Origin of the sequence: Kordia algicida OT-1 (assembly GCF_000154725.1) — a bacterium.
GTDB classification, from domain to species: Bacteria; Bacteroidota; Bacteroidia; order Flavobacteriales; family Flavobacteriaceae; genus Kordia; species Kordia algicida.
This window is the reverse complement of record NZ_DS544873.1, coordinates 137,147-158,683: the sequence shown is the minus strand read 5'-3', so window position 1 is coordinate 158,683 and position 21,537 is coordinate 137,147. Positions and strand designations below refer to the sequence as shown.

Below are 21,537 nucleotides of genomic sequence, written 5' to 3'. Positions count from 1 at the left end.
TGTTCATTAGTTGTAAGTTATTGTATTGTAATTGAAGCCAGACTGTCCATATTTTCCATTTTGGTTGCGCTGATAACGCGTACTATTTTTTGCATCTTGGTACGCTCGTGAGAATAAGGTTTTCCATGATCCATTGTTGTTATTTACTTTACTAGCTTCTTTGGCGAATGAATTGATAAATGCATTCGTAAAGTGTCCGTTACCCATACTTCCATTAGCATTTGTCATACAAAATGACCATTCACCTTTGCTTGAAGAAGTAGATATGAGCGATCCTTTGGAGTACAGAAATAAGCGTTTTAGCTTGTCTTCATCGAATAGGAAGCCAGATTTAAACGGAATTTCTGCAGAACGACTAGTACTGTTTCGCGAACGCGGAATGGAATTACATAAATCGCCCACGGTAATATTGAGTCTTGCGCCTTTACTTTTGATGTATTTATGAATGCTTTCTAGCCCTAAATCTGTTCCGTCTAGACTCATATTCGGGAAACGATTGTAGCTTCTTGTGTCATTGTAACCGTGTCCAGAATAGTAGAAGATAACCACATCATTCGATTTTATTCCAAGACTATTTATTTTGGATATGATACTGCTTTTGTCAAAAGTGTTTCCGTAAAGCTTGTTAATGCTATATTTTACCCCAATTTCTCGTGATGCTTTTTGGAAAAGATTCGTTACATCGTCTAAATCTCTACGTACGCTTGCACCAATTTTCGGATCGTTTGTATCTGCCACCATGACTAAATGTACTTTTACATCTCTTGTATTGGTTGTACTTGTAGAAGTAGTTTGCGTTGTAGTTGTTTGAGAATTGGTTTGATTGGTACATGTAATATTGGAAATCCACGAACCGTAATCCTGATTTGATTTTTCGAGTTTTCTAAAACCATATTTTGTGCCTTTGTAATCTCGCATATTATCATTATCACTCCAAACCAACTTTCCATCTGTCGTTTTGGCGTAGTAATAAAAAATGCTGTTTGGAGAATCTTCTACGTATACGGTTTTATTAGTATCAATAGTCCACCAACCTTTGGAAACCCATTTATTGTTAAAGTCTAAATAACGGATAAGTACTTTGATAGGCTTGATACATTTGTTTCTGAATTTTAGTCGGTAAAATTTCTCTCCAGAAGAAGAACTACTTCCCGTATTGCTTGTATTTACCGTTGTAGTCGTATTGGTTACTAAACTTGTATACGTTGTATATTCGGGTTCATTTTTCCAATAATAACTATTTATATATGCCGAAGTAAAATCTTTTGAAGGATCTAACTTTTTAAAAGAAGCATCTCTTACATTGTCCAACTTTCCATCCATCATATCATTATCATCATACGTATAGAGTTTTTCAAAGTTATTATTGGCATTGATGTTTTTGAAGACAAAATTATCAGCAGAATATCCAGTTGTGCTATTTTTTGACGAATACACCATTTCTGCGTCTTTTCCGTCAAACACAAAATACTTTGTACCATCTTCGTTGTAATGATACCTTCCAATGCATTTGTATTTTGCTACTTTGTATTCACCACTTGTCGTAGTGTATTTTACGCGAACTTTGATATTTTCTTTTTCAAAAAATTCAATTAGCGCGGTATATTGTATGCCGCTATCGTCTTTCCATTTTATTTCGTAAAAATTCTGTGCGAGACATAATTGAAAAAAGCATAGGAATACAATGGTGAAAAATCTTCTCATATTCTGGTTGTTTATGATTGGCTCATTTATGGTTATTACAATACTTATAAGGTTCGTTCAGGTATTAAGATTGTATGGATATGAGGGAGAGTTTAAATATACAATTTTATTTTTTTGTTGTCAAAAAGTCACTGATAAATAATTGTTTAATATTTTATTGGAAAGCATATTAAATTTACTGAAAACAGAAAAAAAGCGCCATATATGTGTGATGACGCTTTTTTGAAACTATTGAAAGAAAAAATGTGTGCTTATTAATACGCTTCTTCGTGAACGTTTGCTACAGCTCTACCAGATGGATCGTTCATGTTTTTGAAAGATTCATCCCATTCTAAAGCCGTTACAGAACTACATGCTACCGATGGAACTGAAGGAACCGTTAGCGACGCTGTTTCTGAAGGAAAATGTTCTTCAAAGATTGCTCTGTAGTAGTATTCTTCTTTGGCTCTTGGTGTTTGAATTGGAAAACGGTATTTAGCATTTGCTAATTCTTCGTCAGAAACTTCACTTTCTACCAATTCTTTTAAGGTATCAATCCAGCTGTAACCAACGCCATCACTAAATTGTTCTTTTTGTCTCCAAGCTACGCTTTCTGGCAAGTACGATTCAAATGCTTTACGCAATACCCACTTTTCCATACGTTCGCCATTTATCATTTTATCTTCTGGATTGATGCGCATGGCAACATCCATGAATTCTTTGTCTAAGAAAGGCACACGACCTTCTATTCCCCAAGCTGCTAAAGATTTGTTAGCACGCAAACAATCGTATTGATAGAGTTTATCGAGTTTACGAACGGTTTCTTTGTGCAGTTCTTCTGCACTTGGTGCTTTGTGAAAGTATAAATATCCTCCAAAAATTTCGTCAGCGCCTTCACCAGATAATACCATTTTGATTCCCATAGATTTGATGACTCTTGCCAATAAGTACATTGGTGTAGAAGCACGAACTGTAGTGATATCGTACGTTTCTAAATGATAAATAACATCTTTTATCGCATCCAAACCTTCTTGAATGGTAAATTTTACTTCGTGATGTACCGTTCCGATATGATCTGCCACTTTTTGAGCTGCTGCTAAATCTGGCGAACCTTCCAATCCTATAGAAAACGAGTGCAATTGTGGCCACCACGCTTCGCTTTTATCATCAGATTCGATGCGCATTTGTGAATATTTTTTCGCTACCGCAGATGTGATCGAGGAATCTAATCCGCCAGAGAGTAATACGCCGTAAGGTACATCAGACATTAATTGCCTGTGAATTGATGCTTCTAATGCTTTTCTGAGTTCGTCAATACTTGTCTGGTTTTCTTTTACCGCTTCGTATTCCATCCAATCGCGTTGGTACCATTTTTTCAATTCTCCATCTTTACTATCTAAATAGTGTCCTGGAGGAAATACTTCAATTTTGCTACAAACACCTTCTAACGCTTTCAATTCCGAACCTACATAGAAGGTTCCTTTTTTGTCCCAACCCATATATAAAGGAATGATTCCTATATGATCTCTTGCGACTAAATATGCGTCTTCTTTTTCATCATACAATGCAAAACCGAAAATTCCGTTGAGTTCATCCAAAAAAGTACTTCCTTTCTCTTTGTATAATGCTAGAATCACTTCACAATCAGATTGCGTTTGAAAGTTGTAAGAACCATCAAACTGTTTGCGTAATTCTCTATGATTATATATTTCGCCGTTAGCGGCCAATATTAATTGTTTATCTTCACTAAATAAAGGTTGTTTTCCTGAAGCTGGATCAACAATTGCCAAACGCTCGTGCGCAAGGATTGCATTTGTTGTACTATAAATTCCGTTCCAATCTGGTCCGCGATGACGGATTTTTTTTGACATTTCTAAAAGTTGAGGTCTTAGGACTTCTGTTTTTTCTTTTAAGTCGAAGGCACACACTATTCCACACATAATTTTTTCTTTTATAGTTATAATTACATTGCAAATATGTTTTTAAACTTTCATTTTAAAAACACAAAAGCTTTTTATAATTACAAATTAAAACTAAATAGAATGTTTTTTATAACATTTTAAATTATTTCACTTAAAAATCATGGCAAAACTTTCAGAGTATAAAAAAGGAAGATTTTATAGTAGAATTGGTATTATTATGCATTGCCCCAAGTACAATTTTGAATGTTGGTATCACAAATTTTAAAACAAGATTCTCCTGTACGTTTTTCAACGCCACCAATAAGCTTTTGTAATTTTGAAAAGTTTATGATAGTCGCTTTCTTTAATTGCAATGTGTTTTTTACGTATTGTTTTTTCATGATTTGATGTTTTAGATGTTCAGTATTCTTTTCTACATCTTTGAGTTACTTTATATTTACAAGAAGTAAATACGGATTTACCTTACCCGTTTCGTGATAAATGTTTTTAAAACTGGAATTTTAACATCTTAAATGAAAGTTTAACATTATGCTAAGAATAACTTTTAGTAAATTTATATCGAAAAATAAGCACCATGAAAAAGCGCTTCCTAATCACAGGATTTTTAATATTTACTTTATTATTCTCATTCAATGTCTCTGCTCAGAAGTTTAGTGATATTGATAAGAGTCCTCACGATATTAGTTATTTTAAAGCTAAAAGAAACGCGCCACCTGTAATTAAAGTTTTATATGGACGACCACAAAAGAAAGGTCGTAACATTTTTGGAAGCTTAGTTCCTTACGGAAAAGTATGGAGAACCGGCGCAAACGAAGCTACTGAGATTACTTTTTTTCAAGATGTGAAATTGGGAGAACAAGAAATTAAAGCAGGAACGTATACTTTATTTACGATTCCGAATAAAAATTCTTGGACCATTATTATAAACTCAGATACGGACGTTTGGGGATCTTATTATTATGATAAAGATAAGGATGTTGCCCGTTTGGACGTTCCGACAAAAAATACCGATGTAGTAGAATATTTTTCTATTGCATTTACAAAAGAAACTGATGGTACTAGCATGATACTAGCATGGGACAATATTAGTGTCGCTGTACCGTTTAGTTTTTAATTATTCTTTATTTATTGTTATTATTGGTTATTTAAAGAACTCAGAGGTCATCAGATCTCTGAGTTTTTTCTTTTTAGAGGTTTTAGGTTTAAGAAAAGTACCTTTTTGTTTCGTAGTTGTTCTCGATACACCAAATCACAGATTTGGCACTCGAACTGACGCTTTGGAATACTGAATGTTAATGTTAAATGCTGTAGAATATAAAATTGTTTAAGAACACTCGCGAAGCGATCCAAAAGCGTTTACCTTGATCCAAGCCGAAAGGAAACGAGCTTTGTTAATTTGACAATTTGAAAATGTACCAATGAAGTTTCAAACAAAAATTAGAATCCTGTTTGAATCTATCTAATATCTAAGAAAATTTAAAAGGCGAAGTCGAAAAGAAGCGATCCAAAACCTAATTCACCTTTTCCCCTGCAATATATGTTTCTTTTACTGTTGTATTTAGAATTTCGTTTTCAGGAATTTCCATGATATTTTTATCTAGAATGATGAAATCTGCAAATTTTCCGACTTCAATACTTCCTTTTTCATTTTCTTCAAAGTTACTGTACGCTGCCCAAATGGTCATTCCTTTGAGTGTTTCTTCACGAGATAATGCATTTTCCATTTGATAACCACTTTCAGGATAGTGTTTTGAGTCTTTTCTGGCAACAGCCGCATAGAATGTTTTAAATGTACTAACATCTTCTACAGGAAAATCTGTCCCTAGCGCAATTTGACCTGAAATATTTAAGAGTTTTTTGTACGCATATGCTCCTTTTTCACGTTCTTCTCCCAAACGATCAGCTACCCAGTACATATCGCTGGTAGCATGTGTTGGTTGTACCGATGGAATGATATTTTTGTTTTTGAACAAATCAAAATCTGTTTCGTCAATGATTTGAGCATGTTCAATTCTCCAACGTCGTCCTTGTTGACCTTTTAGTGCGCTTGCATAGGTTTTTAAAACTTGATAGTTCGCAGAATCACCAATAGCATGCGTATTCATTTGGTAGTCCGTTTTTGCGATACGATCTGCTAGTTTTGATAGATCTTCTGGACTGATAACCATTGCTCCAAAATGATTTTCTTTGTCTGCATACGATTCTTTTAAGGCTGCCCCGCGTGAACCTAATGCGCCATCTCCGTAAACTTTGAACGAACATACATTTAAAAGATCAGTTTTGTATGGTTTTTTAGAGATGTAATGCGCTACATTTTCTGGTGTATTGCTAATCATTGCGTAAACGCGCATTTTCAATGCATTTGCTTTTTGTAAACTGTCAATAAGATTGATGATTTCTTTGTCTAATCCTGCATCACTAATCGTTGTTAATCCATAAGAGACACATTCTTCTTCGGCTTCTTTAAGTGCTTGTATTTTTTGTGTACGTGTTGGTTGCGGAATTATTTTGTCGATCAAATCCATTGGATTATCAACCAAAACTCCTGTAAGTTTTCCATTTTTTTGTTGTATTTCTCCACCATCAACTTTCGTTTTTGTCGTAATTCCTGCCAAATCCAACGCCTTCTGATTTACCAAATATGCGTGTCCATCAATACGCATTAGTACTACTGGTGTATCTGGAAATAGTTTGTCTAAACGATCTTTTGTTGGAAATTCTTTAACTGTCCAATCGTTCTGATCCCAACCTCTACCAATAATGAATGTCATGTTTCTTTCTTTTTGGAAAGCTTCAATACGTTGAATGACCTCATCATAACTTTGAGTTCCAAATAAGTTAACACTTTGTTTGAATAAACCTAGTCCATAAAAATGACAATGCGCATCAATAAAACCTGGAAAAACAGTACTTCCGCCTGCATTCTTCACTTCAGAAGCTTGATATTTTTCTTGAATTTCTTCCGCAGTTCCAACAGCAACAAATTTTCCATCTTTAATGGCAAACGCTTCTGCATTAGAAAATTCAGCGTCAACTGTGTAGATTTTAGCATTGGTAAGAATCATATCTACTTGTTGTTTTTCTTCACAAGAGAAACATAGTAGTATGAGTGACAAAAGTAGTAATGGTTTTTGCATGTTGGTTTTTATGATTTAGGTTCGTTTTAAAATTTATAATAGAAGCATCTCGACTGCACTCGATGTGACATCAGATTTTCTAGATTTATTTTTAGAAAATTATTATAAATGCTATTTGGGAACTAAAAATACAACTTTTAAAATGTTTTTTCTCATTCAATTATTGATCTGAGCGAAATTCACAAAAAAAGCGTTCCATGTGATGAAACGCTTTTGTATCTGTTGTCATTATATCTTTTTAAAAATCAAATTTATAGGTTGCTCCTGCTAAGATTTGAAATTGTTGAACAGGAAAGTTTACCCAACGTTGATAATCTTGATTTGCGATGTTGTTAGCTTTTACAAAGGCAGATAATCGGTCGTTGAAACGATATCCTAAGTGTGCATTTACATCGATAAAACTGTCTAATGTTACCGTTTGAGGCGTAGAAACTACAATTCCTCCTGGATTGATAATTTGATCGCTTCGTTCGCCAATGAAGAAAATATTTGCACCTGCAAACCAATTTTCCGTGATTTGATAGTCTGCAAAGATAGAAGCTTCTATTTCTGGTAAGTTCCATGCTTCTTCTTGCTGATCGGTACTGTAATTGAAATATTCCGCCTTAGCGCCAAATTTAAAGTTGCTGGTAATGTCTACGTTGATTTCTCCAAAAACACCAATAGTTGTCACATCGTCATAAGCAACTCCAAACGAGTTTCCGTAGGTATATCCGTTTGCGGAATCTGGTGAAGGATTGAACGGATTTACTTTGAATAATGGTTTCCCCTTTTCAGACATGTACGAAGCACGCGCGTTGTAACTTACGTTGGATGTTAGTTTTCCTTTGATTCCTAAGTATCCGTTGTATTGTTGATCGGTTGGAGCAATTCCTAATGTTGGTGATACAAAGTAGTTGGTTTGTACAAAATCGTAGTAAGAGTTTTGATTCAAGTCACCTTCTATTCCACCGTAAGCGATAATATCGTCACCACTTAATCTGTATTGCGCTGTTATTCTTGGATAGATAAATATGTCCGTTTCGCTATTTTCTGTGTCTAAACCAACATAGATTCCTGCTCCAAAATTCACTGTTAAGTCATCACGAAGAATCACTAAACTTGGCGAAATTCCTGCTTTTAAAATGCTGTAATCAATGCCGCCTGTTTCTGCAAAGTTGTTTTCAAATGTTCCACCAACATAATCAATATCTACCATTGTATTTATCAATTCCCCCGCAATTTCTACTTCAAACTCTGGTTGTAGAATTAATCTATTTTCACCTGAACTGAATGCATCAAACATTCTTCTGTACAATACTTTCCCACCTTTAAAGAACGAATCGTCCATCGTAACATCGCCACCTAAATATAAGTTGTGGTAGGTTTGTTGCTCGCTGATTCCATCAATTTGCGCAGGTGTTAAAGTTACGTCTCCTGGCAAACCGTACCAATTGTAGATTTGGTGCTGATAGCCAAATTTTCCTTTCCACGATAAGTCTCTACTACGGTTGATGTATGCCAAATCGAGTTTGGTGTCGAAGAATTTATCATCCAATTCCACATTGTCAATGCCGCCTTGCGACGAATGATGACGTAAAGAAATGTCAAAAGTTTCGTCTCTACTGATGGCTCTACTTGTGTAAAAATCAAGCGCTGCGGTATTGTAGTTTCCTAAACCAAGCGAAACATATGTGTTGTATAGTTTTTCTTTTTTGGCTTTCTTTAAACCTGCCGCTCTACCTTTGGCTGGTGTAAATGTGGAAGCTACAGGAAATGAAAAGATGGAATATTTGATTTCCTTTTTCTTTCCAGTTTCTTTATCGTTCAGCGAAGGAGTTTGTTTTATTTTAAAAGCATCTGAAACCGAAGGTGTATATGGTTTTACCACGTTTACTACTTCCGTTCCAATGGTTTTTTCTTTGTCTTTTTCCTTGTCTTTGTCTTTATCTTGAGCAGTCGCCAAATTCGCTATAAAAAATATCGCTACGATAATAGTTGATTTTAATATTTGGTGTCGCATATGTTGCTTGCTTTGTGTGTTTGTGTTTGATTTCAATGTGTCGCGTTGCTTTTTAGTTTCCGTCGTCTTCGGTTTCTGTTGGTGTTACCGACGAGTTTCGTTTGGCTTCTGCATTTTTAATTTTTGCCAATTCCGCTTCTGCTTCTGCGACTTCATCTGGATATTTTGTAAAGTTTTTAATGACACTTTCTAAAATATAGGTTGCTTGGAATGAATCTTCTAAAGCATAGAAGTTTTTTGCCATGATGATTAATCCTTTTGCCCCAAATTGTTTGTAGCTTGAATAGTCTTTTACCAATTTTTGTACTACCGCATTTGAACCTTCATAATCGTTTTCTTTGTTTTTAAAGTACGCATCATAATACAATGCTTCTGCCGCCAGTTTTCCTGTGGCAATTTTTTGCACTTCTTGATAAGCTTCTTTTGCTTTGTCTTCATCGTTTGTAGCAATTGCCGAACGCGCAATAATTACATGTGCATCACTTTTGATACGATTATCTACTTTGTCGTTTGCCAATACTTTTTCAGCATAACTTACAGCTTGTGTATAATTGTCTAATTCGTAACTCGCCTTCATTAAGTTTGATTGTGCAAAGGTGATGTTCTGCGGGAAATCGGCACTTTCTTCCAAACGTTTTAATACTGGAATTGCTTTTGTATAGTTATCCGTTTCTAAGAATACTTGCGACAATCTTGCCAAGGCTTGTTCGGTATATTCGCTTCCTTCATTTTGCAATACATATTCGTAATGCGGAATTGTTTTTTGCGTTTCTCCTTTACTAAAGTACGATTGTGCTAAGTAGAAGTTTGCTTTTACCGCGTTTAATCCGTTTGGAAATTGATTGATGTATTTTTCAAATCCTTCAATCGCTTTGTCTGTATTGTTTTGGATGAATTGCTTTTCAGCAGATTCGTACGTTGCTTTGTCCAATTCGACATTTGTCACATCTACAAAGTCTAAATCTTTTACCCAGTTGGCATACACCTCAACTTGTCCCAATTCAATATAAATTAGTTTTGCGGTAGCAACTGCCTGAATTGCTTCTTCTGTGTTTGGAAATTTTGAGACTACTGATCGGAATTTCGTCAAAGCCACTTGGTTTTTCCCTGAGTTGTAATTGATTAATCCTTGCTTTAGTATTGTTTTTGGCACATACGAACTTTTTGGATATTCAGACACCATTTTTGCATACGTATCTAATCCTTTTACTGTTTTTTCTTCATTGATGTAGGTATTTCCTAATTCGTATAAAGCATCATCACGTAATGATGATTTTCTGTATTTGTTGATGAATTTTTCTAGTTCATCAATCTTTGTATTTGTTTTCCCTGTAAAACCATAACTGATTGCCTTTTGGAAATATGCATAATCTTCATCTACACCTTTTAGCGCAATGGCTTTGTCGTAGGCTTTGATCGCATCGCCGTAGTTACTGGTTACAAAATGACTGTCTCCCAAACGTAAATAACTGTCATTGATTCTTCCGGTATCATCAGCGTTATTGTTGATGAATTTTTCAAAATTTGTAATTGCGCTTGCATATTCTTTTTGTTTGAAATATGTGTACGCCAAGTTATAATCAATCGTTTGTGCTTCTTCTGTGTCAGTGATATTTGCATTGGCAAACGACTTGAAACCTTCTAGTGCCAAATCATAATTGTCTAGCAAGTAATTTGTTTCTGCTTTCCAAAATGTAGCTCTTGCGGTATATTCTGCCGATTCGTTTTCTTTTAAAGATTTGTCAAAAAATTCGAGTGCTTCTTGATATTTGTTGTCATTAAACAACTCAATCGCCCTGTAAAAAGCTACTTTTTGATACGTTTCTTTGTCGCTGTATTTTTTACTTGCTTCTAACAGATTTAACGCTGCTTCGTAATCTTTTGAAGTAATGTAAGAGCTTACTAATAATTCTTCTAATTCTGCCTGATGTTCTGTGTCAGGATATTTTTTTAGGTACGACGTTAATACAGAAGGAACACTTTCGTACGGATTCCCGATTTCATAACTCAATCGTGCGTAATTTAATCCTGCGTCTTCTTGAATTTTTAAGTCAAAATCCATTTGCGAAGCATTCCGAAACGCATTCAACGCTTGTTGTTTTTTGTCTGTATTTAAATAACATTCCCCTAAGTGATAGTATGCGTTTTGTGCTACAGAATTGCTTCCATCAATGATTTTATTGAATTGCTTGATAGCGTTTTCGTAATCTTCTTGTTTGTAATACGCGTACCCTAATTGATAGAAGTCCGTATTGTTCCAACGACGCTTTTTTCCTTTGTATTCTTTTAAATACGGAATGGCTTCTTTATATTTTTTTAGGTTGAAATAACTTTCGCCAATGATTTTATTGAGTTCTGATATTTCTTTTCTGTCTGCATTTGGCAATTCTTTTTTTGATAAATCGATTGCTTTTTGAAAATTTCCAAGCTTAAAATTCATGTCAGCTTTGAAATAGGATAACTTTTCATTGTATTCATCTTCTTCAGAAACACCGTCAAAATATTCGTTAGCTTCGTCATATTTATCTTCTTGATACGCAATGTAACCTGTATAGTATTTTGCTTGCGAACCGTATTTTTGCGAGTCTAGTAATTTTTGAAAATAGGTTTTTGCCTGATCGTACTTTTTAGACGTAAAATACGCGTATCCTTTTTTAAAGTTGTAATCTTCACGTTGCGAATTGGTCAATCCTTTATCGCCCGATTTGTCGTACCATTTTAAAGCACGTGCATATTTTCCGTTTTCAAAATAATAATCGGCAACATCGATATACGCAGAATTCCTTTTGGTACTTGTCGGATAGTTTTTCACAAAATCTTCCATCATATTATCCGCGCCAAGCTGATTTAATCGCACCGCACAATTGGCAATGTAATACGCACAATTGGCTTCCGTTTCATAATCGGAAGTTGCGCTTTTTACTTTGTCAAAAAGTGTTTGTGAAGCTTGGTATTGTTTGCTGTTATACAAATGCAGCGCTTCGTTGTATTCCTTTAAATCATGCGTGTACACTTTGGTTTTTTGTGCGTATGTTAATTGAAAACATAGCAACACAAAGCATGTGATAAATTGAAGATTTTTTTTGCTCATGAATCTTGTAGTTTTATGAGAATTGTAATGAATTTCTATTCCATACAAACTTAACGTAAATATATGTCTTTCGCCAATTTTAACAGGTTAAGAAATTTTGTATTTATAGATAGATAACGTGTGTTTTTTTGGATAATTATATCCGCGACAGCTAAAAAGCAATTTCAACGAAATATTTAGGATTTTCTTAACACTGCTATTTCTACATTTCGAAGTTTTGTAGTGACAAATATTGCATTTATTGAATTAAGTTTTTCGTATTGCAGTTTAATTGTTTACTTTGTGTATTCTATTTAAAATCACACACAATTCATGGAGCAAATTCTCAATCTTAGAAACGTTTCTATTTTTCAGCGTGAAAACTTGATTCTTTCAGATGTCAATCTCACTATCAATAAAGGTGATTTTGTGTATTTGATTGGAAAAACTGGTTCTGGAAAGAGTAGTTTTATGAAAACTTTGTATGGCGATTTGCCGTTGACAGATGGCGAAGGAAAAGTGGTTGATTTTGATTTGAAAACACTCAAAGAGAAAGACATTCCGTTTTTACGAAGAAAATTGGGCATTGTTTTTCAAGATTTTCAATTGCTTCAAGATCGTACAGTTGCTGATAATTTGTTGTTTGTTTTGAAAGCAACAGGCTGGAAAGATAAAGACAAAATGCAGGCAAAGATTGATGAAGTATTGGATAAGGTTGGCATGAAAACGAAAAACTTCAAATTTCCACATCAACTTTCTGGTGGAGAGCAACAACGTATTGCCATTGCGCGTGCATTGTTGAACGATCCGGAGTTGATTATTGCCGATGAACCAACTGGAAATCTCGATCCGCAAACAAGTATTGAAGTCATGCAAGTGTTGCAAGAAATTAATAAAAATGGTCGCACTATTTTAATGGCAACACACGATTATGCATTAATTTTAAAATATCCTTCTAAGACATTAAAATGTGATGAAGGAAAAGTGTTTGAAGTTGTTCAGAAAAATGTATAATTCACTTAAAACAACAGTTAAAAAGCTCATTCCGAGTCGTTTCATCTTTCAAAACGAGCCGTTTTTTCGGTTTTTTCACGGTGTTTTTTATTTGGGAAATGCTCACCAATGCGGCGTTTGCAAGAAAAAGTTACGATCGTTTATTCAACTTGACAACAACGATTTGCTATGTCCATTCTGCGGAAGCTTAGCTAGAAATCGTAGACTTTGGAAAATTCTTAATTCAGAAGATTATTTAAAAGGCACTATTTTACATTTTTCACCTTCACGAAATATCTACAGGAAACTTAAAAAACGTTCGGATATCAACTATGTTACGTCCGATTATGAAGACGAGTTTATTGCCGATTATCGGTTTGATATTACTAATATTGACCAAAAAGATGCTTCTTTTGATACTATTATTTGTTTTCATGTCTTAGAACATATTCCTGATGATAGCAAAGCGATGCAGGAATTATACAGAGTTATCAAATCTGGTGGAAATGTGCTGATTCAAACTCCTTTTAAAACTGGTGAAATTTACGAAGACGAACGCATTACGAGTGAAGCAGATCGGTTAAAACATTTTGGACAGGAAGATCATGTTCGTGTGTATTCTCCGGAAGGATTAAAAACACGCTTAATTCAGGTTGGTTTTAGCGTAAAAGTATTATCTTTCTCACCTCAAGAAAATGATGCTTATTTTGGATTTGCATCGCCCGAAACTGTTTTAATTGCCACCAAATAATGTTGTCAATCCTTATCCCTACATACGATTACGATATTTCTTCTTTGGTTGAAGAAATCCACGCACAGCTTGCAAAAACGGACTATATTTTTGAGATTTTATGTTTGGATGACCATTCTAACGATCAAGCAACCATCAAGCAAAACGAGCGTATTAATACGTTTTCGAATGCCGTTTATAAAGTGTTACCTGAAAATATTGGTCGCAGCCGAATTCGGAATTTACTTGCGCAAGAAGCAAAATATGATTGGTTGTTATTTTTAGATGCCGATGTAATTCCTGTAAATAAAGATTTTATTACGAAGTATGTGGAAACGATTTCGGAAGAAAAAGAAGTGATTTACGGCGGAATTTTGTATCAGAAAACAAAGCCAAAACAAGAAAATGTATTGCGTTGGGTTTACGGAAAAGAACGTGAAGCATTGAGTGTAAAACAACGCGAAGAAGCTTTGTATTTGCGTTTTTTAACTTTGAGTTTTTTGATTAAAAAGTCGGTGTTTCAAAAAGTAAAGTTCAACGAAGACATTCCGAATGCGCGCCATGAAGATACGTTGTTTGCAAACGATTTGAAACATGCCGAAGTACATCTAACACATATTGACAATCCTGTGTATCATTTAGGTTTGGATACGAGTAAGGAATTTATTAGAAAGTCGATGGAATCGGTAGAAGTACTGATTGTTTTCTTAAAAAATAACTTGATAGCACACGATGATATATTGATTACGAAAGTGTTTGCACGTGTAAAGAAGTTTGGTATACATCATTTATTATCGGCAATGTATCGTTGGTTTGGAAAACGATTTGAGAGAAATTTACTTTCCAACAATCCTTCGATGTTTGTTTTTGACTTGTATAGATTAACGTATCTTTGTTATTTAGATAAACGTCAATAATGCCACTTTTCTCTGTAATTATTCCACTGTATAATAAAGAAAAATATGTGCAACAAACTGTGCAGAGTGTGTTGCAACAGACTTTTGTGGATTTTGAATTATTGATTGTGAATGATGCAAGCACAGATGATAGTGTTGCGGTTGTTTCACAGTTTTCTGATGAACGTATTCGCCTGATTGAAAACCCGAAGAATTTAGGACTTTCCGCAACGAGAAATCATGGAATTTCGAAAGCTAAAGGAACTATTATTGCTTTGTTAGATGCAGATGATTTATGGCTTCCTACGTTTTTGGAAACGATTAAAAGCTTATACGATTCTTTCCCTGAAGCTGTTATTTTTGGAACAGATTATGTGGAAACTTATACTTCACAAGAAGATTTAGTGCCACAAAAAAACATTTCTGCATCTTTGCAAGGAACTTCGTTTTTGGTTCCTGATTTTTTTGAAGCAAGCATGTTTCAACCTATTTTTTTACAGAGTAGCGTTGCTTTTAAGAAAGATATTTGTACGGAAAAAGAAGTGTTTGATTCCAAAATTACTTTTGCAGAAGATATTGATTTTTATATTAAATACGGTTCTCAATATCGTGTTGCATATCATTATGAAGCGTTGTCGGAAGTACGTTTTGATGTTCCTAATCAGATGAGTAAGAATTCGATTGTTAGTAAAGCTTTACCCGATTTGGACAAATATGAAGATTTAGCGAAAGAGAATTCTTCTTTGAAAAAATATTTAGATTTGTATCGATATATTTTTGCGTCGATGTATAGTTTTGAGAATGCCATTCCGCAACGAAACGCCATGTTGCAACATATTGACTACAGCAATTTGACTTTCAAACAACGGCTATTATTAAAAAGTCCACGATTTGTGTTGTTGTTCTTGAAGAAAGTAAAAGGATTTTTATTGAAACGGAATATTCGAGTGACTTCGTTTTAGGTTTTTTCGCTTCCTTTCGACTTCGCTCAATTCAATGATTTAAAAATTTAATCATTTAAGGTTGTTCCTGATCGTATAATTTGGATTTTAAAAAGTATGGATTCTTTTTTGTTTTAAGTTTCCTTTGAAACTTACTCAATACTAACATCTCAATACTCAATACTTTTTTTACCACGAATTCACGAATTGTTTTTTGGTAGTTTCTTACAGAATTAATTTTCACTAATTTTTAGCAAGTTTTTGAAACTTCTTTGCGAGGAAGCATGACGCGGCAATCTGTTTGTTTTAAAGAATAATTCTGTCATGAAATAATGAGATTACTTTGCTTTCGCTCGTAATGACAGATCGCAGTTTTATAATTCTTAGTTTCCTTTGAAACTTCTCAATACTAATATCTCAATTCTCAATACTTTTTTACTTCAAAAGCTTAATATCTTCTTTGGTAATTACATAGTCTTGATAGTCACGAATATAGTCAGATTCGTCAAATTCATCAGAAGCTAAAACCAAACAAACGGCTCCGGAAGAAAAGTTTTCAAGTTCGCGCCAAATTCCGTGAGGAATGAGACATCCTTGATTTGGTTTGTTGAGTAAAATACGTCTGTTGCTCGTACCATCTTTGAAGATGACTTCAAAACTTCCGCTTAGTGCAATTAAAACCTCGTGTTGTTCTACATGTGCGTGTCCACCTCTTTTTGCGCCACTAGGAATGTCGTATAGGTAATACACACGTTTGCATTTAAAAGGAATGGTATCTTTTTCAATGACAGAAATATTTCCTCTAAAGTCTTCGATTTTGGGGATCGTTATGAGTTGAATATCAGCAACAGTTGTAGACATAGGTTAGATGTTTATGAGTTGAATCCATTGTTGGATTACGGGTTTTTCGGTAAATTTTAATATGGAAGATACTGTATTTTGTTTACAATTCATATACAATTCCATATTTTCGATTAACAGTAGCATTGCATCTTTCAAATTCGCAAAGTTTTGATCTTCAACGAGCAAACCATTGATTTTATGTTGAATGATTTCACTTGGACCCGATTTACAATCAAAAGCAATGACAGGCGTTTTTTGTTGCAATGCTTCTAGTAAAACCATTGGAAATCCTTCTACCCTACTCGATAAGACTAAATATTTTGCATTTTTGATGTATTCCGCTATATTTTCTACAAATCCTAAGAGTTTTACATGCTCATTGAGTTGTAAGTCGGTAATGAGTTTTTGCAATGCTTTTTTGTCGTCTCCTTCGCCGCAAATGAATAGTTTTATTCCTTTTTCTGCAAGTTTTGACGCGTGATAAGTTTCAATCAGACGATCAAATTGCTTGATGTCATTCTGCAAACGACCAACAGCAATAATATACTCGTCTTTTACGATCGAATTTTCTTCCTGATTCCGTTCTACGGCAGTGATATAATTAGGAATACTTAAGAGATTTTCAAAGTCGTACTCTTTTCCTAATTTGTCTTCAATTGCTTCCGAAACCGCCACGACAGCATGTATCTCATTGTATATTTTTTTGAATGTTTTTCCTTTCGGGATGTGCCATTCCGTATGATAACTGTGCACCATCATTATCATCTTTTTTGCTTCAAAGATGTATTTGTGCAGTAAGTATTCCATGAAGAAACGACTGCGCGATCGGAAGTCAATATACATGTCTGCATTGCTTTTTCTGTATACTTTTTTGAACGCGAAGAACTTCTGAATTTGTTTGATGATTTTTATGGAAGCTTCGTTTTCTCCAAGATTATACAACGTTCCTTCGTAATCGTACGTAATTTGATTTTTTAATGAAATAATTGAAACTTCAAATCCGTATTTGTGTAAAGATTTGGAAAAGTTAGCCGCTTGTTTTTCCGCGCCACCGCCACTCAAACAATCGACAATTATACAGATTTTCTTTTTAGAATTTTGCAGCATAAAGTTTTCCTACTATCTTTCACGCAAATATACTGTTTATGCGAATATTATTGGTAGGAGAATACAGTAGATTTCATAATTCGCTCAAAGAAGGTCTACAGCAATTAGGTCACGATGTTACATTAATCGGCCGTGCTGATAGCTTTAAAAACTACCCAATTGATGTTTCGCTTGAAGCTACTTTCTTCGAAAAAAAGTTTCCGAATGCTTTCCGCCAATTATTGTTTAGAGTTTGTAAGATTGATATTGCTTTTGTTGAAATTGCGTATCGCTTTTATAAACATAGAAAATCGTTTCGCAATTTTGATGTTGTACAGTTGATTAACGAGTTTCCATTTGCGACAACGCCGTTTGTAGAACGAAAGTTATTAAAATATCTTTTTGAGCATAATGAAAAGGTGTTTTTGTCTTCTTGTGGCGATGATTTTCATTATGTGAATTTTATTTTGAATGCCAATCTTCCGTATCATATGCTGACGTCGTATGTGAATGATAAAAGCACAAAAAAGTGGTTTCAGTATTCGTTACAGTATTTGTCGAAATCGCATGAGAAATTGCACCATTTTGTGATAGCGCATGTTAAAGGTGTGATTCCTGCGAATTTTGATTATGAGATGGCGTATAGAAATCATCCGAAAGTGTTGCCACTTGTACCGTTTCCTATTAATGTAGATTCTTTACAGTACAAACCTTTGACCTGTGAGGGAAAGGTATGTATTTTTCACGGCGTAAATAAGGTGAATTTTTTGAAGAAAGGAAATGATTTGATTGAGAAAGCATTGAAAATTGTTGAAGAAAAGTATCCGAATCGCGTTTCTGTAAAGACTGCATATAGTTTGCCGTATGACGAATATATTAAGGTGTATGATGAAGCGCATATTATTATGGATCAGTTGTATGGTTACGATCAAGGATATAATGCTTTGGAAGCGATGGCGAAAGGAAAAGTTGTTTTTTCGGGAGCTGAGAACGATTTTTTAGCGTTTTATAAGTTAGAGAAAACTGTACTGATTAATGCAACGCCAAGTGTTGATGATTTGGTTACAAAGTTGAGTCACCTGATTGAAAACCCTGAAGAATTGATTGATATTGGTAAGAATGCACGTGCTTTTGTGGAGGAATTTCATGAGTACGAAAGTGTGGCAGAACAGTATTTGGAACGTTGGTGCTTCGACTCCGCTCAGCACACTTAGTTTTTGTATCTCGACTACGCTCGACATAGCATATCTCGACTACGCTCGATATTACGGGTTTTGGGTTTTGGGTTGTGAGTTGTGAGTTGTGAGTTGTGAGCCAAAAAGCCATTTTTTCAAATCACTAAAAATCAGTGTCTTAAAAACTCATAGATTTGCAAAACTATGTCGTTTCTATGCAAAACCATACTTCAAAAAGATACTTTTTATTTTTTAATTTTTAATGGTCACATGCTAAAAAATTACCTTGTGTTTGACACAGTTTTATTTGACCAATATACATTTAATTATTTAATAAGATCACACAAAAGGATTTATATCTGGTCGTCTCCCCGAAGGATATCCTCAAGCTACATATTGACTTTTATTTTCATCGGTATCAAGATGTACAAATTTTCTACCCACATCAATTCCGTTAAATCTAATGTTCTATACTTCATACACTAATTGATTTCTAATGTCTGTTGAGGACACACCCAATTAACTGCCATACGTGTCGATATTTCGTATAACGACATAGAAACTTCGCACTACCTTTCGATAATACCAATCACTTCTTACTCCCGAATTTATTAAATCAAACAGACACTTTATTGTCTGTTTGATAGGTGCTGATTTGTCTATAACTTTAAAATATACAACTTGTCAAAATTATTTTGATTATCCAAAATGCCTGTATTTATGAATTACTAGAATATACAGATATAGTCTATATCAATCGAATTATTGTAAGCTTTATATTTTTATTCATCTTTAATCAATTCTGTTTCAATTGGATTAAAGAATTCAATTTCGCTTATTTTTTTTTAAATGTGTTGTGTGTTAATTGTATATACATATTTTATCAACTCTGTGTTTTATATGGTTACAAAGTTCAGATAAAAATTGTTTTTAGTTAAGTTCTTAATTACGAATGTAAAACAATTAGGGGAGTAGCTTGAGAAAAGTTATATCTTGATATTTTAGATCGACTAATACCATACCTAGTCCAAATGTTAGGTTTGCTATTCATAATTGACACAATACAGTCATTACTATAACGAATTAATTTTTTTAAACCTTCAGTCGTTTTTATATATTCGATAGTTATAAATACATTGCAAAAAGTTGTTAAATGTTTTATGGCTAAATTTTGATTTTCAATTTGTTTAAATGTCATACTTTCAATATCACTTAGTACAGTGACTTTTACAGTTCCATTGGCGATACAAACCAGCTTAGACCATTTTTTTAATTCTTCATAGGGTATTTTATTTACAAAACTTGATGCTAAAATGAATTCAGGTTTTTTATTTAAATCGATTAAGTTTGGAATAACCATTACCATACATTTTTGAATATTTTCAATTATCTTTTTAATATTTTTACTGTATGAGGAATGTTTATCAATAACCTTACTTGTAGCAACTACTAAATCAATATTTTTTTCTTTAATAGTTTTTTTTATTCCCTCAATAAGTTTGATACAAGAAGAAATTCCATGAAAACTATGATTCTTATTTTTATTGTTGAAGTTATATTTATTGACAATTAGCGCTAATTTTTCTTCTGAATTACGTTTGGGTTTTTCAAACCAATCGTCATCAGACTGAAGTATATGTAATGCATTGAGTCCATTATAATTATAAGTATAAGTATTTAACAAAAAGAAATCACACTTTTCTTTTTTAAAAAAACTAATTATATAGTCAATGGTGTCATAGCTATTAAAAGCAAAATCTACGGGTATCAATACTCTTTTCATACTATTAACTTTTTTTAAATTACTTTTGACCTGTATTTATGCACTGATTTTAGAAATGATAATCTTTTCTTGTAATTCATTAAAAAACGCATCTTTTAATTTTCTATATTTTTCAATATGAAATAAGAACATTCTTCTGCATTCTTCGTGCTTTCCGAGAAAGTTCATATTACAAGAAGTATCCTCACATTTATCTAAATTTATGCGAGTATTTTTATAATCGATAAGTGCTTTAAGAAAAACATCATTATCAATTTTTTTTATTTCAAAGTTGAGAATTGTTTTCTCAATTTCTATTTTTTTGTCTACTGCAAGTGATTTATAATAATCATTGAAAACTTCTAGTTCTTTTTTAACATTTAACAAGTGATTGATCCAGTTTTCTAATTCTATATTATTTATTTCATGTACAACTTGTACTTGAGTATCTTTACTACTAATTGTTTTATGGATTTTATTCATAAGTATATATTTTAAATTAGAACTTTAATTTTTTCTTGATTTTTATCTAGTCTTACTGATTCAATAATTATTTTTTGTTCTCCCGAATTGGAAGTACATTGTATATTATCATTAGAAGAACGACCTATAAGTGACGCTCCTAAAGGTGTAAGTATTGAAATTTTGTTTTTTTCAATATCGACTTCTGTCGGGATTACAATTTGTAAGGTTTTCTTCCAATTATTTTCAGCAGAAATTGACACAATACTATTAAAACGAATAATATCATTTGGCATTTCACTTTCGTCAACAATTAGTGCATTTTTAAGTTCTTTATTTAATTGTAATAGAGAATTTTGAACTTCAAAATCTCCTGTATATCCTGAGATATTAAGAATACGTTTTAAATACACGTACTCCTTTTTTTCTAAAATTAGACTGCCGTATTTCATTATCTTAATTTAAGACTTATCAATAATCTACTTAAAAAGTCTAAAGCACTAAAGTCTTTTATTTTAGAAGTTTTCTTCTTCTTCAAGACATTTATATCAGCTCCTTGTTTAATAACAATATTCGTAATTAACACATTGTAAATCATATGATATTTATTAGTAATGTTTATGTTTTATTTTTTGTATATTCTCATTTATTATTTTCTAAAAAAACATTTACCTGTGTTAAGGTATTTGCCTGCATGAATTCAGAAATTAGAATCTATCAACTATATGGCAATCAATATGCCGTTATTTTTTAAATACACGTAAAAAAGCTTCAAAACCCCTATATTTAGAGGGTTTTTGAAGCTTTTTGGTTATAATTTAATTTATTATTTAGC

Annotated in this window: 17 protein-coding genes; 6 read left to right on the top strand and 11 right to left on the bottom strand. The window is 33.4% G+C overall.

Features of this window, described 5'->3' with window-relative positions; genetic code table 11:
- Nucleotides 1-6 precede the first annotated feature (6 nt).
- The 3 genes from KAOT1_RS00730 to KAOT1_RS22590 all read right to left on the bottom strand — a co-directional run bounded on the left by KAOT1_RS00730 (nucleotide 7) and on the right by KAOT1_RS22590 (nucleotide 3,985).
- On the bottom strand, nucleotides 7-1,704 hold the full coding sequence (locus tag KAOT1_RS00730; RefSeq protein ID WP_007092739.1) for a caspase family protein: 1,698 nt from the start codon (nucleotides 1,702-1,704) through the stop codon (nucleotides 7-9).
- Nucleotides 1,705-1,958: 254 nt separating this feature from the next.
- Nucleotides 1,959-3,623, bottom strand: a complete 1,665-nt coding sequence (gene asnB, locus KAOT1_RS00725; RefSeq protein ID WP_007092738.1) for an asparagine synthase B — start codon at nucleotides 3,621-3,623, stop codon at nucleotides 1,959-1,961.
- Between the two features lie 197 nt (nucleotides 3,624-3,820).
- Entirely contained in the window at nucleotides 3,821-3,985 is a 165-nt protein-coding gene (locus KAOT1_RS22590; RefSeq protein WP_007092737.1) for a hypothetical protein, read from the bottom strand.
- 194 nt (nucleotides 3,986-4,179) lie between these two features.
- Between KAOT1_RS22590 and KAOT1_RS00720 the strand changes: the two genes are divergently transcribed.
- The gene (locus KAOT1_RS00720; RefSeq protein WP_007092736.1) at nucleotides 4,180-4,719 is read left to right on the top strand and encodes a DUF2911 domain-containing protein; all 540 of its coding nucleotides are present in this window, start codon (nucleotides 4,180-4,182) and stop codon (nucleotides 4,717-4,719) included.
- A gap of 397 nt (nucleotides 4,720-5,116) precedes the next feature.
- Here the strand turns inward: KAOT1_RS00720 and KAOT1_RS00715 are convergent, their stop codons facing one another.
- The 3 genes from KAOT1_RS00715 to KAOT1_RS00705 form a co-directional block, all read right to left on the bottom strand.
- Nucleotides 5,117-6,742 carry an amidohydrolase gene (locus tag KAOT1_RS00715; protein WP_007092735.1) on the bottom strand — a complete coding sequence of 542 codons (1,626 nt, stop codon included), beginning with the start codon at nucleotides 6,740-6,742 and terminating at the stop codon, nucleotides 5,117-5,119.
- 238 nt (nucleotides 6,743-6,980) lie between these two features.
- A complete protein-coding gene (locus KAOT1_RS00710) occupies nucleotides 6,981-8,744 on the bottom strand; it encodes a TonB-dependent receptor (RefSeq protein ID WP_007092734.1) in 1,764 nt (587 codons plus the stop codon).
- 52 nt (nucleotides 8,745-8,796) lie between these two features.
- Complete coding sequence (locus KAOT1_RS00705; protein ID WP_007092733.1) at nucleotides 8,797-11,835, bottom strand: tetratricopeptide repeat protein; 3,039 nt, start codon at nucleotides 11,833-11,835, stop codon at nucleotides 8,797-8,799.
- A 312-nt stretch (nucleotides 11,836-12,147) separates the two neighbouring features.
- Here KAOT1_RS00705 and KAOT1_RS00700 point away from each other — a divergent pair, with 312 nt between their 5' ends.
- The 4 genes from KAOT1_RS00700 to KAOT1_RS21700 are packed head-to-tail and all read left to right on the top strand — an operon-like array spanning nucleotide 12,148 to nucleotide 15,395.
- On the top strand, nucleotides 12,148-12,828 hold the full coding sequence (locus KAOT1_RS00700) for a cell division ATP-binding protein FtsE (RefSeq protein WP_007092732.1): 681 nt from the start codon (nucleotides 12,148-12,150) through the stop codon (nucleotides 12,826-12,828).
- Nucleotides 12,821-13,558, top strand: a complete 738-nt coding sequence (locus tag KAOT1_RS00695; RefSeq protein WP_007092731.1) for a class I SAM-dependent methyltransferase — start codon at nucleotides 12,821-12,823, stop codon at nucleotides 13,556-13,558. The genes KAOT1_RS00700 and KAOT1_RS00695 overlap by 8 nt, the downstream gene beginning before the upstream one ends.
- A complete protein-coding gene (locus KAOT1_RS00690; protein ID WP_007092730.1) occupies nucleotides 13,558-14,454 on the top strand; it encodes a glycosyltransferase family 2 protein in 897 nt (298 codons plus the stop codon). Before KAOT1_RS00695 ends, KAOT1_RS00690 begins: the two co-directional genes overlap by 1 nt.
- Nucleotides 14,454-15,395 carry a glycosyltransferase family 2 protein gene (locus tag KAOT1_RS21700; protein ID WP_007092729.1) on the top strand — a complete coding sequence of 314 codons (942 nt, stop codon included), beginning with the start codon at nucleotides 14,454-14,456 and terminating at the stop codon, nucleotides 15,393-15,395. The genes KAOT1_RS00690 and KAOT1_RS21700 overlap by 1 nt, the downstream gene beginning before the upstream one ends.
- A gap of 414 nt (nucleotides 15,396-15,809) precedes the next feature.
- On the opposite strand, the gene KAOT1_RS00680 is transcribed toward KAOT1_RS21700, so the two are convergent.
- Nucleotides 15,810-16,235 (bottom strand): sugar 3,4-ketoisomerase, encoded by a 426-nt coding sequence (locus tag KAOT1_RS00680; RefSeq protein ID WP_007092728.1) that lies wholly within the window; start codon nucleotides 16,233-16,235, stop codon nucleotides 15,810-15,812.
- 3 nt (nucleotides 16,236-16,238) lie between these two features.
- Complete coding sequence (locus tag KAOT1_RS00675) at nucleotides 16,239-17,324, bottom strand: glycosyltransferase family 4 protein (protein WP_007092727.1); 1,086 nt, start codon at nucleotides 17,322-17,324, stop codon at nucleotides 16,239-16,241.
- A 38-nt stretch (nucleotides 17,325-17,362) separates the two neighbouring features.
- On the opposite strand from KAOT1_RS00675, the gene KAOT1_RS00670 reads away from it, so the two are divergent.
- A complete protein-coding gene (locus tag KAOT1_RS00670) occupies nucleotides 17,363-18,517 on the top strand; it encodes a glycosyltransferase (protein ID WP_007092726.1) in 1,155 nt (384 codons plus the stop codon).
- Between the two features lie 907 nt (nucleotides 18,518-19,424).
- Here KAOT1_RS00670 and KAOT1_RS00665 read toward each other — a convergent pair.
- Genes KAOT1_RS00665 through KAOT1_RS00655 form a run of 3 tightly spaced genes read right to left on the bottom strand, consistent with a single transcriptional unit; the run spans nucleotide 19,425 to nucleotide 21,154 of the window.
- Nucleotides 19,425-20,261: a hypothetical protein gene (locus KAOT1_RS00665; protein ID WP_007092725.1), complete on the bottom strand. Its 837-nt coding sequence runs from the start codon at nucleotides 20,259-20,261 to the stop codon at nucleotides 19,425-19,427.
- A gap of 36 nt (nucleotides 20,262-20,297) precedes the next feature.
- Nucleotides 20,298-20,723, bottom strand: coding sequence for a hypothetical protein (locus KAOT1_RS00660; RefSeq protein ID WP_007092724.1), 426 nt, complete (start codon nucleotides 20,721-20,723; stop codon nucleotides 20,298-20,300).
- 11 nt (nucleotides 20,724-20,734) lie between these two features.
- On the bottom strand, nucleotides 20,735-21,154 hold the full coding sequence (locus tag KAOT1_RS00655; protein WP_007092723.1) for a GreA/GreB family elongation factor: 420 nt from the start codon (nucleotides 21,152-21,154) through the stop codon (nucleotides 20,735-20,737).
- Between the last annotated feature and the right edge of the window lie 383 nt (nucleotides 21,155-21,537).